Raw genomic sequence first — 13,506 nt, 5'->3', positions numbered from 1 at the left:
GCACACTTGCGGGTGACATGCATTAAATCTCCTTGCGCCTGAGGAGATAGTCGAGGCCGCCGACGCGATACCAGCGGTAGCCGTAGGCATCGAGCCTGACGGTGTGAAAGCCTTTCTCGTCCGCATCGCTGCTCGCACCATCGGCGATGTCGATCAGCTGTCGTCCGTCTTCGCCGACATCGGGATCGAAGGTCACTTCTGCCGGCTGCGCATGCAGATTGTGCAGGATCAGCACGGAATTACCCCGCCAGTCGTAACGAAGCGCCAGCACGCCGTCGTCACCCGTGTCGACCACGGAGAAATCGCCCCAGCCGATCTCCGGGGCTTCCTTGCGCATCCGGATCATTCGTTCGGTCCAGTTCAGCAGCGAGTTTGGATCGCGCCGCTGTTCGGCGACGTTGACATGCTGGAAACCGTAGGGGCCGTCCTTGATGACAGGCGAGACAGGCTTTCCACTCTTGGTGAAACCGCCTTCCGGTTCCGTCGACCACTGCATCGGCGTGCGGGCGCAATTGCGTTCCGGCAAGGCCAGATTGTCGCCCATGCCGATCTCGTCGCCGTAGCGGATGACAGGTGTTCCGGGCAGCGAGAACAGCAGGCTGTAAGCCATCTCGATCCTGCGGCGGTCGCCGCCGAGCATCGGCGCCAGCCGACGGCGAATGCCCCTGTCGTAAAGCTGCATGTCCTTTTCAGGTCCGAAAGCGGCAAAGACCGCGCCGCACTGCTTTTCCGACAGCCGGCCGAGATCCAGTTCGTCGTGATTGCGCAGAAAAAGACCCCATTGGGCGGTGGCCGGGCGCGGTTTCGTCGTCTCCATCGCCTTCTTCAGCGGCCGCGTATCGGCGCTGGCGAGAGCATAAAACAGTGCCTGATTGACCTGGAAATTGAACATCATCTGCATGCGGTCGCCGTCGTCGCCGAAATATTCGAAATTGTCCTTCGGCAGGATATTGGCCTCGGCGAGGATAATGGAATCGCCCAGGCGCCATTGCAGGAATTCGCGAAACTTCCTCAGCATGTCGAACTGCTCGACGAGCTTGGAAACGTCTGCGCCTTTCGTCGCGATGATGAAGGGGGCGGCATCCATCCGGAAGCCGGAGACGCCGAGCTGGATCCAGAAGCCCATGATCTTGAGGATCTCGGCCTGCACCTCGGGATTGGAGGTGTTGAGATCGGGCTGGTGGTCGTAGAAGCGGTGAAAATAATAGGCCCTGGCCTTTTCGTCATGGGTCCAGGTGGTCTTCTGGACGCCGGGGAAGACCATGCCCTGATCGGCATTCGCAGGTTTTTTCTCAGACCAGACGTACCAGTCGCGATAGCGTGAGTGCGGGTCGCTTCTGGCGTCTTGAAACCAGGGATGGTCCTTGGAGGTGTGGTTGATCACCAGGTCGATCAGCACGCGGATACCGCGCTGCTTGGCGCCATGGGTGAACTCGACGAAATCGCCGAGCGAACCGTAGCGCGGGTCGACATTGTAATAGTCGGAAACATCATAGCCGTCGTCGCGGCCGGGCGACGTCTGGAAGGGCATCAGCCAGATCGCCGTCACGCCAAGGCCGGAGAGATAATCGAGGCGCCGCATCAGCCCCTGAAAGTCACCGACGCCGTCACCGTTCGCATCCATGAAGGTCTCGACCGAGAGACAGTAGATGACGGCGTTCTTATACCAGAGGTCGTTGATCATGCCGGCGCTCCAATTCAATCTGGTCGCAAATCCCGGCGGGCGGAAAAGGTTCCGATAAAGCGGTCATTGTCGTGCGGCTTATCCGCTGATTCAGACCTATACTGTCCAGTCAGGCAATGATGCTTTGCCTATTTTAGGTAATTCTGATGTAATGCGGCTTCCGGCCAGCAAATAATGGTCGGGGCGATGTCGGAGGATGCCATGCAGTGCGCTCGGACAGTCTCTTTCCTATCGGTCGCGGTGATCGCCGTCGCAGCTGGCGAGGCTTCGCATTCTGCAGAAAAGAGCGACCGGCTGAGGCCAACCGAGCTCATTCGTTCCGCCCATGTGCTGACGGTTCCTCTCGACGCGACGGTGACGCCACCGACCTTCTCGATCAGCTGGTGGTCACGCGTGACGCGCGCGCCAGGCGTCAATCCGCCTCCCTATGTCTTCCAGGAGGCTGAACGAATGGACGCGATTTCTCGGCCAAGCGTTGAGTGAGGGTTACCCGCCAACTCAGGAGTTGGATAAAGAAAAGCCGGCGCGGACGCCGGCTTTTATATCCGTTCGGAACTGAATCCGCTTACGCAGCGCGGCGGATCAGGATGTGCTTCTTTTTACCGAGCGAGAGCTTGATTACGCCGTCGGCGGTGATTTCGTTGCTGCCGATCAGACGGCGTTCGTCGCTGACCGCCTCGTCGTTGATGCGCACCGCGCCGCCCTGGACGTGTCGGCGCGCTTCGCCGTTCGAGCCGGCAAGGCCGGCGCGGACCATCAGCGAGAGCAGGCCGATACCGCCGTCGAGTTCGGTGGCAGGGATATCGACCGACGGCAGGTTTTCCGAGAGCCCGCCTTCTTCGAAGGTCTTGCGCGCCGTTTCCGCGGCCTGCTCGGCGGCCGGACGGCCGTGGAGGATCGCGGTAACTTCGGTCGCCAGGATCTTCTTGACCTCGTTCAGCTCCGAGCCGCCGAGTGCCGAAAGCCGTGCGATTTCATCCATCGGCAGCGTGGTGAAGAGCTTGAGGAAGCGCGGCACGTCGGCATCCTCGGTGTTGCGCCAATATTGCCAGAAGTCATAGACGGGGAGCAGGTCGGCATTCAGCCAGACCGCGCCGGATGCCGACTTGCCCATCTTGGCGCCTGATGACGTCGTCAGCAGCGGTGAGGTCAGCGCGTAGAGCTGCTGTGTCCCCATGCGGTGACCGAGATCGATGCCGTTGACGATATTGCCCCACTGATCCGAACCGCCCATCTGCAGACGGCATTCGTAGCGCTTGGCAAGCTCGACGAAGTCGTAGGCCTGGAGGATCATGTAGTTGAATTCCAGGAAGGACAGCGACTGTTCGCGGTCAAGGCGCGTCTTCACGCTGTCGAAGGACAACATGCGGTTGACCGAGAAATGACGGCCGACATCGCGCAGGAACTCGAGGTAATTCAACGAACGCAGCCATTCGGCATTGTTGATCATCAGCGCGGCATTGCCTGACTTGTCGTAGTCGAGATAGTTCGAGAAGCAGTTCTTGATCGAGGCGATATTCTGCTCGATCGTGTCGATCGTCATCAGCTGGCGGGCCTCCTCCTTGAAGGAGGGGTCGCCGACCATGCCGGTGCCGCCGCCCATCAGCGAAATCGGGCGGTGACCCGTCGCCTGCAGCCAGTGCAGCATCATGATCTGGGTGAGATGGCCGACATGGAGGCTGGATGCCGTCGGGTCGTAGCCGATATAGGCCGTCACGGTTTCCTTGGCGAACATATCGTCGAGGCCGCGTTCATCGGAGACCTGATGAATGAAGCCGCGCTCTTTCAGCGTGCGGAGGAAATCGGACTTGAACTCGGACATGGCTTTCGTCTCTTGGTGTCTGCGCTTGACCCATATGGCTTCGCGCAAGTTCGTTGTTGTTGATCTGTCGCGGCGCGTTTAGCACTGTTTTTATAAAAGTGCATCCGGGAATCGCATGGGAGGCAAGCCTGATGGATGTCATCAGAACCGCGATCGGCCTGATGAGCGGCACGTCGATGGATGGAATCGACGTGGCGCTGATCAAGACCGACGGCCGCGGCTTCATCGAGCGCGGGCCGTTCCTGGGCGTGCCCTACGAGGCCGATTTCCGCGGGCGGCTGAAACGGGCGCTGGAACTGGCGCGGCCGCTGACCGACAGGAACGGCCGCCCCGCTGAACTTCGCGACATCGAGCTTGAATTGACCCGACGGCATGCAATTGCCGTTACGGCATTCCTGGAGCGTTTCGGGCTTGCTGCCGATGCCGTCGATGTTCTCGGCTTCCATGGCCAGACCGTGCTTCACCGGCCCGACGAAGGGCTGACGATCCAGATCGGCGACGGCGAAGAATTGGCGCGCCGAACCGGCATACCGGTGGTCTATGACATGCGCGCCAACGATATGGTTCATGGCGGCCAGGGCGCGCCGCTGGTGCCGGCCTATCATGCTGCACTTGCCGGAAAATTTCAGCAGGCCGGGCAGGCTGTCTGTTTCGTCAATATCGGCGGCATCTCCAATCTGACCTTCATCGGCACGGACGGACGGATATCGGCCTTCGACAGCGGCCCGGGCAATACGCTGATCGACCAGTGGGTGGAGATGCAGACCGGCAGAACCTACGATCCCGGCGGCGAGATCGCCGGACGCGGCAAGGTCGTGGCCGCCCTGGCGGAGCGTTATCTTGATAACCCATTCTTCCGCGGCAATGTTCGCCGCTCGCTCGATCGCGGCGATTTCGCGCCGCTTCGGGACGGCGAAGCGAGCCTCGAAGACGGCGCCCGGACGCTCGCGCATGTCGCTGCCGCCGCGATCGTCAAATCCGCCGGTTTCCTGCCCGAGAGCCCGTCGACCTATATCGTCTGCGGCGGCGGGCGGCTGAACGCCACTGTGATGGCGGAGTTTTCGGCCATGGCCGAAGCGCTGGGATCGCATGTATTGACCGCCGAGCAGGCCGGCTTCGATGGCGACGCAATGGAGGCCGAGGCCTGGGCCTATCTCGCCGTCCGCTCGCTGGACGGGTTGCCATTGACATTTCCCGGCACGACGGGGGTCGGCGCCCCCGTCAGCGGCGGGATGCTGGCAAGGCCATGAGCGATGGTATCATCCTGAGACGACGCGACCCAGTTTCCTCAGTCACGACCATGCGGCCGGCAAAGCCCTAACTCTTTATGGCGACTGGCCGGACATTGGATCCACGCCCAGCCTGATTGCCATCCTCGACGCCTCTGACCTGGGCGATGAACGAGAACTTCTTGCGAAGGCCGAGGATCGGCTTCTCGATGAAATGCCAGGACAGCACCGCGACGGCGAGGGCCGAGGGCAGGCCGACGAGATAGAGCGCCAGTGCGCCATATTTCGGATAGAGAAAGACCGTGGGGAACGAGCTGATCCAGATCTGCAAGAACGGATCGTGGTAGAGGTAGACGCCGTAGGAATAGTCGCCTTTCCTGAAAAAGGCGGGAATGGGCACTTCCGACAGACCGATGAAGACGGTGATATAGACAAGGGAAGTGATGACGAGCGGCCGGTTGATCACCGACTCCACTGCGCGGCTGTCGAGCGTGACAATGGCGACGATGCAAACCAGGCAGGCGGCGGCAAATAGCCAGCGGGAATGCGGAATGACCGCTTTGAACTGAAAAGCGACGATGCCCATCATGAACGCCGTTATCAGCTGCGAACCCCGGCTCATGAACAGGAAGCGCGCGATCGGCTTGATCGAGCCTGGGAACAGATAGGGCATCTTCTGCACGATCAGGCCGAGGACGATATAGGCGGCCGTCACGGCGAGCAGCTTGTAGCGCGTCTTCACAATGGCGGTGACCATCAGGAACGACATGATGATGTAGCAGAAGATTTCCCAGGGAACCGTCCAGAGCGCGCCGTTGACACGCTGGCTGGGATTGTCCTGGAAGACACCCGGCAGCTCGTAATGGATCCAGCCGACGATATTCAGGAAGTATTTGAAAAATCGCGGATCGGTAAAATAGTCGGCGTGATAGACGACCGTGATGATCGGCCCGATGATCAGCGAACAAACGACGATATCGACGGCCAATGCCGGGACGATGCGCAAGCCGCGATTGATCAGGAAATTCCGCAGGCTCAGGCGCTGGGCGCTGCCGGCGATCAGAAATCCGCTCAATGCGAAAAACATCGGAACAAGAGCGTATTCGGTAAACCAGAATACCGAGCCTCTGATGAAGGCATCATTCCTTGTCAGCAAAAAGGAATGGGTCAATACGATAGAAAAGGCGAGCCCAATTCGAAGAAAGTCGAACCCCGGACCGATACCCCTATACTTATCCAGGACTTCCCCGAACGACTTGGTCATTGCGGACCTCGCTTTAGTTAGGATCGCGAGGAACCTACCGCACTGCAATATAGATTGCAACACGGTAGGTGATCTGTTCCGGCACAATCGACCCAAGCGACCTGGATCGTGCCGAGCGAGATGGTTTCGGCGCTATGAGGTCAGCGGATCCGCTTGGCGGCCGGCTCCGGCACCAACTCGCCGTTCAGGCGGCGATCGAGGTAGTCCTCGCATTCGCCCATCAGCGTTTCCACCTGGCCGTTGAAGAAGTGGTTGGCGTTGGAAACGGTGCGGTGGGTAATCAGAATGCCCTTCTGGGTCTTCAGCTTCTCCACAAGGCCGTTGACGTCCTTTTCCGGCGCTACCTTGTCAGCCTCGCCGTTGATGATCAGGCCGGAGGAGGGGCAGGGCGCCAGGAAGGAGAAGTCGTAAGTGTTCGGCTGCGGGGCAATCGACATGAAGCCTTCGATCTCCGGCCGGCGCATCAAGAGCTGCATGCCGATCCAGGAACCGAAGGAATAACCGGCGACCCAACAGGTCTTCGAATCAGGGTGCAGGCTCTGCACCCAGTCGAGCGCCGAGGCGGCATCCGAAAGTTCGCCGGCGCCGTGGTCGAATTCGCCCTGGCTGCGGCCGATGCCCCGGAAATTGAAGCGCAGCGTCGTGAACCCGCGCTTCTGGAACATGTAGAAGAGCTGGTAGACGATCTGATTGTTCATCGTGCCGCCGAACTGCGGATGCGGATGCAGAATCAGGGCGATGGGCGCGCTTTTTTCCTTGGAGGGCTGGTAGCGGCCTTCAAGACGGCCGGCTGGGCCGTTGAAAATAACTTCGGGCATTGGTACTCCGGGTTTTATTTCGCGTTCGCGCTGCGTCGGACGACAACATGACTTGACTAGTGTTGTCAGCTTTTCTAAAACGCAGTTTAGAACAATTCGAAACTTGCATGGCGATCCACGCATCGTGAATGTGTCATAAGGCAAGCCCGGCGGAAATTTCAAGAAAAATGAACCGCGGGTGCTGAAGCAAGCTCGTCAAGCGCAGGACTGAAGATCATGGCGCCGCCACGCCTTTATCTCGACTGGAATGCCACAGCGCCGCTGCACCCTGCAGCCCGCGAGGCGATCATGCGCGCCATCGACATATTCGGCAATCCGAATTCCGTTCACGGCGAAGGCCGTGCCGCCCGCGCCGCAATCGAATGTGCACGGCGCAAAGTGGCGGCGCTGGTCGGCACCGACGCCGGCAATGTGATTTTTACCAGCGGCGCCACCGAGGCCGCCAATCTGGTGCTGACACCGGATTTCCGCATGGGCCGCACGCCGCTTCAGCTCGGCCGCCTCTACTTCTCGGCAATCGAGCATCCGGCGGTGCGCGAAGGCGGCCGCTTCGCCAGAGAGAAGATGACCGAGATCCCGGTCACGTCAGCCGGCATCGTCGATCTCAATGCGCTGGGCACGCTGCTTGATGCGCATGACAAGGCCGCCGGCCTGCCGATGGTCGCCATCATGCTCGTCAACAACGAGACCGGTATCGTCCAGCCTGTGGAGGCGGCGGCAAAGATCGTCCACGCTCATGGTGGGCTGCTCGTCGTCGATGCCGTTCAGGCGGCCGCCCGTATCGGGCTCGACATCGGCAGGATCGGCGCCGATTTCATGATCGTTTCCTCGCACAAGATCGGCGGGCCGAAGGGCGCCGGCGCGCTGATTGCCCGCGGCGAGGCGCTGATGCCGCGGCCACTGATCCAGGGTGGCGGCCAGGAGCGAGGTCACCGGTCGGGGACACAGAATTCACTGGCGCTGATCGGCTTCGGCGCGGCGGCGGAAGCCGCGGCCGACGAACTCGAGGCACGCAATGCGGCGATCGGCGCGCTTCGCGAGCGGCTGGAAGCCGGCATGCGTCAGGCGGCAACCGATGTGGTGATCCACGGCGAAGGCGGCGAGCGTGTCGCCAACACGATCTTCTTCACCCTGCCGGGGCTGAAGGCCGAAACCGGGCAAATCGCCTTCGATCTCGAAGGTGTAGCGCTTTCGGCGGGCTCGGCCTGCTCATCCGGCCGGCTCGGCGAAAGCCACGTGCTGACGGCAATGGGGCGCGATACCAAGCTCGGCGGCTTACGCATCTCGCTCGGTTTTTCGACGACGGAAGAGGATATCGACCGGGCGATTGGCGCTTTTGCAAAGATCGCCTGCCGGCGCAGGTCGGCGGGCGAGGCGGCCTGACCGCGTCATAAACTTGCGGAAACGCAAATTTCTGCTTGCCAACCGGGCTGAAAAGTCCCTTTTGGCCTCTTACATCAAGGGCAGGAATTTGCCCGATATCAAGGGCAAGGAATTGCCCGACATCAGGGGCAAGAGAATTGCCCATGCGCTACAAGCTGCCGGACCTTGGATCCGGCGAGATTGGAGAATGAAATGGCTGCCGTGCAGGAAACGATCGACCAGGTCCGCCTGATCGATGTCGACCAGTACAAATACGGTTTCGAGACCGTTATCGAAATGGACAAGGCGCCGAAAGGCCTGTCCGAGGACATCATCCGTTTCATTTCGGCCAAGAAGCAGGAGCCGGAATGGATGCTGGAATGGCGCCTCGAGGCCTATCGCCGCTGGCTGACGCTGGAAGAGCCGACCTGGGCGCGCGTCGACTATCCGAAGATCGATTTCAACGACATCTATTATTACGCCGCGCCGAAGAGCACGCCGGGTCCGAAGTCGCTCGACGAGGTCGATCCGGAACTGCTCAAGGTCTATGAGAAGCTCGGCATCCCGCTGCGTGAGCAGGAGATCCTGGCCGGCGTCGAGAAGCCGAAGATCGCCGTCGACGCCGTCTTCGACAGCGTCTCGGTCGTCACCACCTTCAAGGCCGAGCTGAAGAAGGCCGGCGTAATCTTCATGTCGATCTCGGAAGCGGTCCGCGAATATCCCGATCTCGTCCGGAAATATCTCGGCTCGGTCGTGCCGACCTCGGACAATTATTACGCGACGCTGAATTCGGCTGTCTTCACCGACGGTTCCTTCGTCTTCGTGCCGAAGGGCGTTCGCTGCCCGATGGAGCTTTCCACCTATTTCCGCATCAACGAGAAGGGCACCGGCCAGTTCGAGCGCACGCTGATCATCGCGGAAGAGGGCGCCTACGTCTCCTATCTCGAAGGCTGCACAGCGCCGCAGCGCGACGAAAACCAGCTGCATGCCGCGGTGGTCGAGCTCGTTGCGCTCGACGATGCCGAGATCAAATATTCCACCGTCCAGAACTGGTATCCGGGCGATAAGGAAGGCAAGGGCGGTATCTACAACTTCGTCACCAAGCGCGGCGATTGCCGCGGCGACCGGTCGAAGATCTCGTGGACGCAGGTCGAAACCGGCTCGGCGATCACCTGGAAATATCCATCCTGCATTCTGCGCGGCGACGACAGCCGCGGCGAGTTCTATTCGATCGCGGTCTCCAACGGCCATCAGCAGATCGACAGCGGCACCAAGATGATCCATCTCGGCAAGAACACGTCGAGCCGCATCGTCTCCAAGGGCATCGCCGCCGGCGTTTCCAACAACACCTATCGCGGCCAGGTCTCGGCCCACCGCAAGGCTTCGAATGCGCGCAACTTCACCCAGTGCGACTCGCTGTTGATCGGCGACAAGTGCGGCGCCCATACCGTGCCCTACATCGAGGCGAAGAACTCGACGGCGCAGTTCGAGCATGAAGCGACGACCTCGAAGATCTCCGAGGACCAGCTGTTCTACTGCCTGCAGCGCGGTATCCCGACAGAAGCGGCGATCGCGCTCATTGTCAACGGCTTCGTCAAGGAAGTGCTGCAGGAACTGCCGATGGAATTCGCGGTCGAGGCGCAGAAGCTGATCAGCATTTCGCTTGAGGGCTCGGTGGGCTGACATGAGCGAGGCGGACAAGAAGCGTATTCTTGAACGTCTGGAGAATATGCGCGGGGAGATATTGGCGAAAATTCGCCCCCGCGAGCAAAGAAACGAGACGGAAACGCCGCCGGAGCGGCCTTATGTGTTTCTCCGGCAGCGCATGGAAAAACCGGGAGAGATCATTCAGGGGATCCCGGAATTTCTCGAATGGGTTTGGCTCGTAACGGTCGCGGTTTTCCGCGTTTTCCGTTTTTTGGGGCGATAGCGCCGAGCACAACATGTCGATGTCCTTAGAAATTACGCGAGGCTCCGATGAGCTACGCAGAGAAAACGCAGGAACCAAAGATGCTTGAAATCAGAAACCTCCATGCCCGTATTGCCGAAGACGGCACCGAGATCATCCGTGGCCTGAACCTGACGGTGAAGGCCGGCGAAGTGGCCGCGATCATGGGGCCGAACGGCTCCGGCAAGTCGACGCTCTCCTACGTGCTGTCCGGCCGCAACGACTACGAAGTCACCGAGGGCGACATTCTCTATAATGGCGAGAGCATTCTTGAGCTCGATCCGGCCGAACGCGCCGCCAAGGGTGTCTTCCTCGCCTTCCAGTATCCTGTGGAAATTCCGGGTGTCGCCACCATGCAGTTCCTGAAGGTGGCGATGAACGAGCAGCGCAAGGCGCGGGGCGAGGACGAGCTGACGACGCCGGATTTCATGCGCCGCGTCAAGGATGCCGCCGGCAAACTGCAGATCAACACCGAGATGCTGAAGCGGCCGCTCAATGTCGGCTTTTCCGGCGGCGAGAAGAAGCGGGCCGAGATCCTGCAGATGGCGCTGCTGGAGCCGAAGCTCTGCGTGCTCGACGAAACCGATTCCGGCCTCGACATCGACGCGCTGAAGATCGTTGCCGATGGTGTCAACGCACTGCGTTCGCCTGATCGCGCCGTCGTCGTCATCACCCACTACCAGCGCCTGCTCGACTATATCGTGCCGGATACCGTCCACGTGCTCTACAAGGGCCAGGTGATCAAGTCTGGCGACAAGACGCTGGCGCATGAGCTGGAAGCCAATGGTTATGCCGACATCATCGGCGCGGCGGCCTGATCTCGGGTGGAAAGGACGACGTCCATGAACATGCAGACGACGAGCCGCCTTACTGCGGCCGAAACGGCGCTGATCGAGGCTTTCAACCATCAGATCGGCGATCTGCCGGGCAATGGCGCGGTGACGGCGCTGCGCGACCGGCTTCTCGATGATCTGAAGAAGGCCGGCTTGCCGACGCGCCGCATCGAAGCCTGGCATTACACCGATCTGAAAAACCTGCTGCGCACCTTGCCGCCGCAGGTCGGTGACGCCGGCTCCGACGCGCTTGAGCCGCTCGTTGACGGCTCCACAGTGCTGGCGGTGATCCAGGGCCATGCCAACCAGAAGGCTGCCGCCGACGGTCTTGGCGTTTCGGCCTATAGCGAGCATCTGCTCGACGGCTCTGCCGCGGACGGGCTCGATGCGCTCGGCAGCGACGATGCGGTCGGCCGCATCAATGGCAGCTTCGTGCGCGACGGTTATGTCGTCGACGTGCCTGCCGATACCGAGCTTGACGCTCCGCTCGAAATCCAGTTCGTCCATGCCGGCGGGCAGACACATACGCGTCTTCCTGTTGCCTTTGCCTCCGGCGTCAAAGCGACGGTGATCGAGCGTCATCTTGCGGTGACCGGCGATCCGGCGCTCGTGTCCCACGTCAGTGACATCACTGTCGGCGAGGGCTCGGAGCTGACCTGGATCATCCTGCAGCAGCACGGGGTCGAGGATACGCATCTCGGCCAGATCCGCATCGATCTCGGTGCCGACGCCAAGCTTCGCCTGTTCGTCATCAATGCCGGCGGCAAGCTGGTGCGCCAGGAGCTGCATATCAAGGTGACGGGCGAGGGCGCCGATCTGACGCTGCGCGGGATCAACTTGCTCGGCGCCGACAGCCATACCGACGTGACGATGGTGCTCGGCCACGACGTGCCGCACACCGGCTCGACCGAAGTGATCCGCAATGTCGTCTTCGACCGCGCCAAGGGTGTTTTCCAGGGCATGATCCGGGTGGCGCCCGATGCGCAGAAGACCGATGCCAAAATGGCCTGCAACACGCTTCTGATGTCCGACGATGCCGAATTCTCGGTCAAGCCTGAGCTCGAAATCTTCGCCGACGACGTGCAGTGCGGCCATGGGGCGACGGTGACCGATATCGACGCCAATCATCTCTATTACATGATGGCGCGCGGCATTCCGGAGAACAAGGCGCGGGCGATGCTCGTCAACGCTTTTGTCGCCGAGATCGTCGAGGAACTGGAAGACGAGGCCCTGGTCGAAGCGCTGGAAGGCGTGATTTCGGCCTGGCTCGAAAAGCACGCCTGATCGGATATAGCAATGGACAAGATCGTGCCGGCCACGCCATACGATGTCGACGCCATCCGCCGGGATTTTCCGATCCTGGCGGAGAAGGTGCACGGCAAGCCGCTGGTCTATCTCGACAACGGCGCCTCGGCACAGAAGCCGCAGGTGGTGATCGACGCCATCTCGCACGCCTACGCCCATGAATATGCCAATGTGCATCGCGGCCTGCACTATCTCTCCAATGCTGCGACGGATGCCTATGAGGCGGCGCGCGAGAAGGTGCGCCGTTTCCTCAACGCTCCTTCGGTCAACGACATCGTCTTCACCAAGAATTCAACGGAAGCGATCAACACCGTCGCCTATGGCTGGGGCATGCCCGAGATCGGCGAGGGCGACGAGATCGTCCTGACGATCATGGAGCATCATTCCAACATCGTGCCCTGGCACTTCATCCGTGAGCGGCAGGGTGCCAAACTCGTCTGGGTGCCGGTCGACGACGAGGGCGCCTTCCATATCGAGGGTTTCGAGAAGAGCCTGACGGAGCGCACCAAGCTCGTCGCCATCACCCATATGTCGAATGCGCTCGGCACGATCGTTCCCGTCAAGGAAGTTTGCCGGATTGCGCATGAGCGCGGCATCCCGGTGCTGATCGACGGCAGCCAGGGCGCCGTGCATCTGCCTGTCGACGTGCAGGATATCGATTGCGACTGGTATGTGATGACCGGCCACAAGCTCTACGGCCCGTCGGGCATCGGCGTGCTTTACGGCAAGAAGGAGCGGCTTTCCCAAATGCGCCCCTTCCAGGGCGGCGGCGAGATGATTTTCGAAGTTGCCGAGGACGCGGTCACCTACAATGATCCGCCGCACCGCTTCGAGGCCGGCACGCCGCCGATCGTCCAGGCGATCGGGCTCGGCTACGCGCTCGACTATATGGAGAAGGTCGGCCGCGAGGCGATCGCCCGGCATGAGGCCGATCTTGCCGCTTACGCTGTGGAACGGCTGAAAACGGTCAATTCGCTGCGCGTCTTCGGAACGGCGCCCGACAAGGGCAGCATCTTTTCCTTCGAGCTTGCCGGCATCCATGCCCATGACGTCTCGATGGTGATCGACCGGCAGGGCGTTGCGGTGCGAGCCGGCACGCATTGCGCCATGCCGCTCTTGAAACGCTTCGGCGTCACCTCCACATGCCGTGCATCCTTCGGCATGTACAATACCCGCGCCGAGGTCGATGCCCTGGCCGATGCGCTTGAATATGCGCGCAAGTTCTTTGCTTGAGGAGTGTC

The 13,506-nt window shown here is 60.9% G+C and carries 12 protein-coding genes; 8 read left to right on the top strand and 4 right to left on the bottom strand.

The features are described from left to right. Positions 1–22: 22 nt before the first annotated feature. Positions 23–1,684, bottom strand: coding sequence for an alpha-amylase family protein (locus tag CO657_RS09580; RefSeq protein WP_054183061.1), 1,662 nt, complete (start codon positions 1,682–1,684; stop codon positions 23–25). Positions 1,685–1,885: 201 nt separating this feature from the next. Here CO657_RS09580 and CO657_RS09575 point away from each other — a divergent pair, with 201 nt between their 5' ends. Then, positions 1,886–2,167, top strand: coding sequence for a hypothetical protein (locus CO657_RS09575; RefSeq protein ID WP_054183127.1), 282 nt, complete (start codon positions 1,886–1,888; stop codon positions 2,165–2,167). A gap of 82 nt (positions 2,168–2,249) precedes the next feature. On the opposite strand, the gene tyrS is transcribed toward CO657_RS09575, so the two are convergent. Beyond that, positions 2,250–3,506, bottom strand: coding sequence for a tyrosine--tRNA ligase (gene tyrS / locus CO657_RS09570; protein ID WP_054183062.1), 1,257 nt, complete (start codon positions 3,504–3,506; stop codon positions 2,250–2,252). Between the two features lie 131 nt (positions 3,507–3,637). Here tyrS and CO657_RS09565 point away from each other — a divergent pair, with 131 nt between their 5' ends. Next, complete coding sequence (locus tag CO657_RS09565) at positions 3,638–4,756, top strand: anhydro-N-acetylmuramic acid kinase (RefSeq protein ID WP_054183063.1); 1,119 nt, start codon at positions 3,638–3,640, stop codon at positions 4,754–4,756. A gap of 67 nt (positions 4,757–4,823) precedes the next feature. Here CO657_RS09565 and CO657_RS09560 read toward each other — a convergent pair whose 3' ends face one another. Further along, a complete protein-coding gene (locus tag CO657_RS09560) occupies positions 4,824–5,999 on the bottom strand; it encodes an acyltransferase family protein (RefSeq protein ID WP_054183064.1) in 1,176 nt (391 codons plus the stop codon). A gap of 140 nt (positions 6,000–6,139) precedes the next feature. Continuing rightward, positions 6,140–6,817 carry an alpha/beta hydrolase gene (locus CO657_RS09555; RefSeq protein WP_003568896.1) on the bottom strand — a complete coding sequence of 226 codons (678 nt, stop codon included), beginning with the start codon at positions 6,815–6,817 and terminating at the stop codon, positions 6,140–6,142. A gap of 216 nt (positions 6,818–7,033) precedes the next feature. On the opposite strand from CO657_RS09555, the gene CO657_RS09550 reads away from it, so the two are divergent. From CO657_RS09550 to CO657_RS09525, 6 genes are all read left to right on the top strand, one after another. Continuing rightward, positions 7,034–8,200: a cysteine desulfurase family protein gene (locus tag CO657_RS09550; protein WP_054183065.1), complete on the top strand. Its 1,167-nt coding sequence runs from the start codon at positions 7,034–7,036 to the stop codon at positions 8,198–8,200. A gap of 192 nt (positions 8,201–8,392) precedes the next feature. Then, entirely contained in the window at positions 8,393–9,862 is a 1,470-nt protein-coding gene (gene sufB / locus CO657_RS09545; protein ID WP_054183066.1) for a Fe-S cluster assembly protein SufB, read from the top strand. A 1-nt stretch (position 9,863) separates the two neighbouring features. After that, on the top strand, positions 9,864–10,109 hold the full coding sequence (locus CO657_RS09540; RefSeq protein ID WP_003586275.1) for a hypothetical protein: 246 nt from the start codon (positions 9,864–9,866) through the stop codon (positions 10,107–10,109). An 80-nt stretch (positions 10,110–10,189) separates the two neighbouring features. After that, entirely contained in the window at positions 10,190–10,945 is a 756-nt protein-coding gene (sufC, locus tag CO657_RS09535; protein ID WP_054183128.1) for a Fe-S cluster assembly ATPase SufC, read from the top strand. A gap of 24 nt (positions 10,946–10,969) precedes the next feature. Further along, complete coding sequence (gene sufD, locus CO657_RS09530) at positions 10,970–12,244, top strand: Fe-S cluster assembly protein SufD (RefSeq protein ID WP_054183067.1); 1,275 nt, start codon at positions 10,970–10,972, stop codon at positions 12,242–12,244. A 12-nt stretch (positions 12,245–12,256) separates the two neighbouring features. Further along, entirely contained in the window at positions 12,257–13,498 is a 1,242-nt protein-coding gene (locus CO657_RS09525; RefSeq protein WP_054183068.1) for a cysteine desulfurase, read from the top strand. Positions 13,499–13,506 lie beyond the last annotated feature (8 nt).

Source organism: Rhizobium acidisoli, from assembly GCF_002531755.2.
In the GTDB taxonomy this organism is placed as follows: domain Bacteria; phylum Pseudomonadota; class Alphaproteobacteria; order Rhizobiales; family Rhizobiaceae; genus Rhizobium; species Rhizobium acidisoli.
Note: the sequence above shows the minus strand (reverse complement) of the source record. Positions and strands in the feature narration are given on the sequence as shown.

Excerpts from the sequence above, each read along its gene's own strand:
- CO657_RS09540 (WP_003586275.1), top strand. The coding sequence starts at position 9,864 with ATGAGCGAGGCGGACAAGAAGCGTATTCTTGAACGTCTGGAGAATATG.
- CO657_RS09565 (WP_054183063.1), top strand. The coding sequence starts at position 3,638 with ATGGATGTCATCAGAACCGCGATCGGCCTGATGAGCGGCACGTCGATG.
- sufC (WP_054183128.1), top strand. The coding sequence starts at position 10,190 with ATGCTTGAAATCAGAAACCTCCATGCCCGTATTGCCGAAGACGGCACC.
- CO657_RS09550 (WP_054183065.1), top strand. The coding sequence starts at position 7,034 with ATGGCGCCGCCACGCCTTTATCTCGACTGGAATGCCACAGCGCCGCTG.
- sufB (WP_054183066.1), top strand. The coding sequence starts at position 8,393 with ATGGCTGCCGTGCAGGAAACGATCGACCAGGTCCGCCTGATCGATGTC.
- sufD (WP_054183067.1), top strand. The coding sequence starts at position 10,970 with ATGAACATGCAGACGACGAGCCGCCTTACTGCGGCCGAAACGGCGCTG.
- CO657_RS09555 (WP_003568896.1), bottom strand. The coding sequence starts at position 6,817 with ATGCCCGAAGTTATTTTCAACGGCCCAGCCGGCCGTCTTGAAGGCCGC.
- CO657_RS09575 (WP_054183127.1), top strand. The coding sequence starts at position 1,886 with ATGCAGTGCGCTCGGACAGTCTCTTTCCTATCGGTCGCGGTGATCGCC.
- CO657_RS09580 (WP_054183061.1), bottom strand. The coding sequence starts at position 1,684 with ATGATCAACGACCTCTGGTATAAGAACGCCGTCATCTACTGTCTCTCG.
- tyrS (WP_054183062.1), bottom strand. The coding sequence starts at position 3,506 with ATGTCCGAGTTCAAGTCCGATTTCCTCCGCACGCTGAAAGAGCGCGGC.
- CO657_RS09560 (WP_054183064.1), bottom strand. The coding sequence starts at position 5,999 with ATGACCAAGTCGTTCGGGGAAGTCCTGGATAAGTATAGGGGTATCGGT.
- CO657_RS09525 (WP_054183068.1), top strand. The coding sequence starts at position 12,257 with ATGGACAAGATCGTGCCGGCCACGCCATACGATGTCGACGCCATCCGC.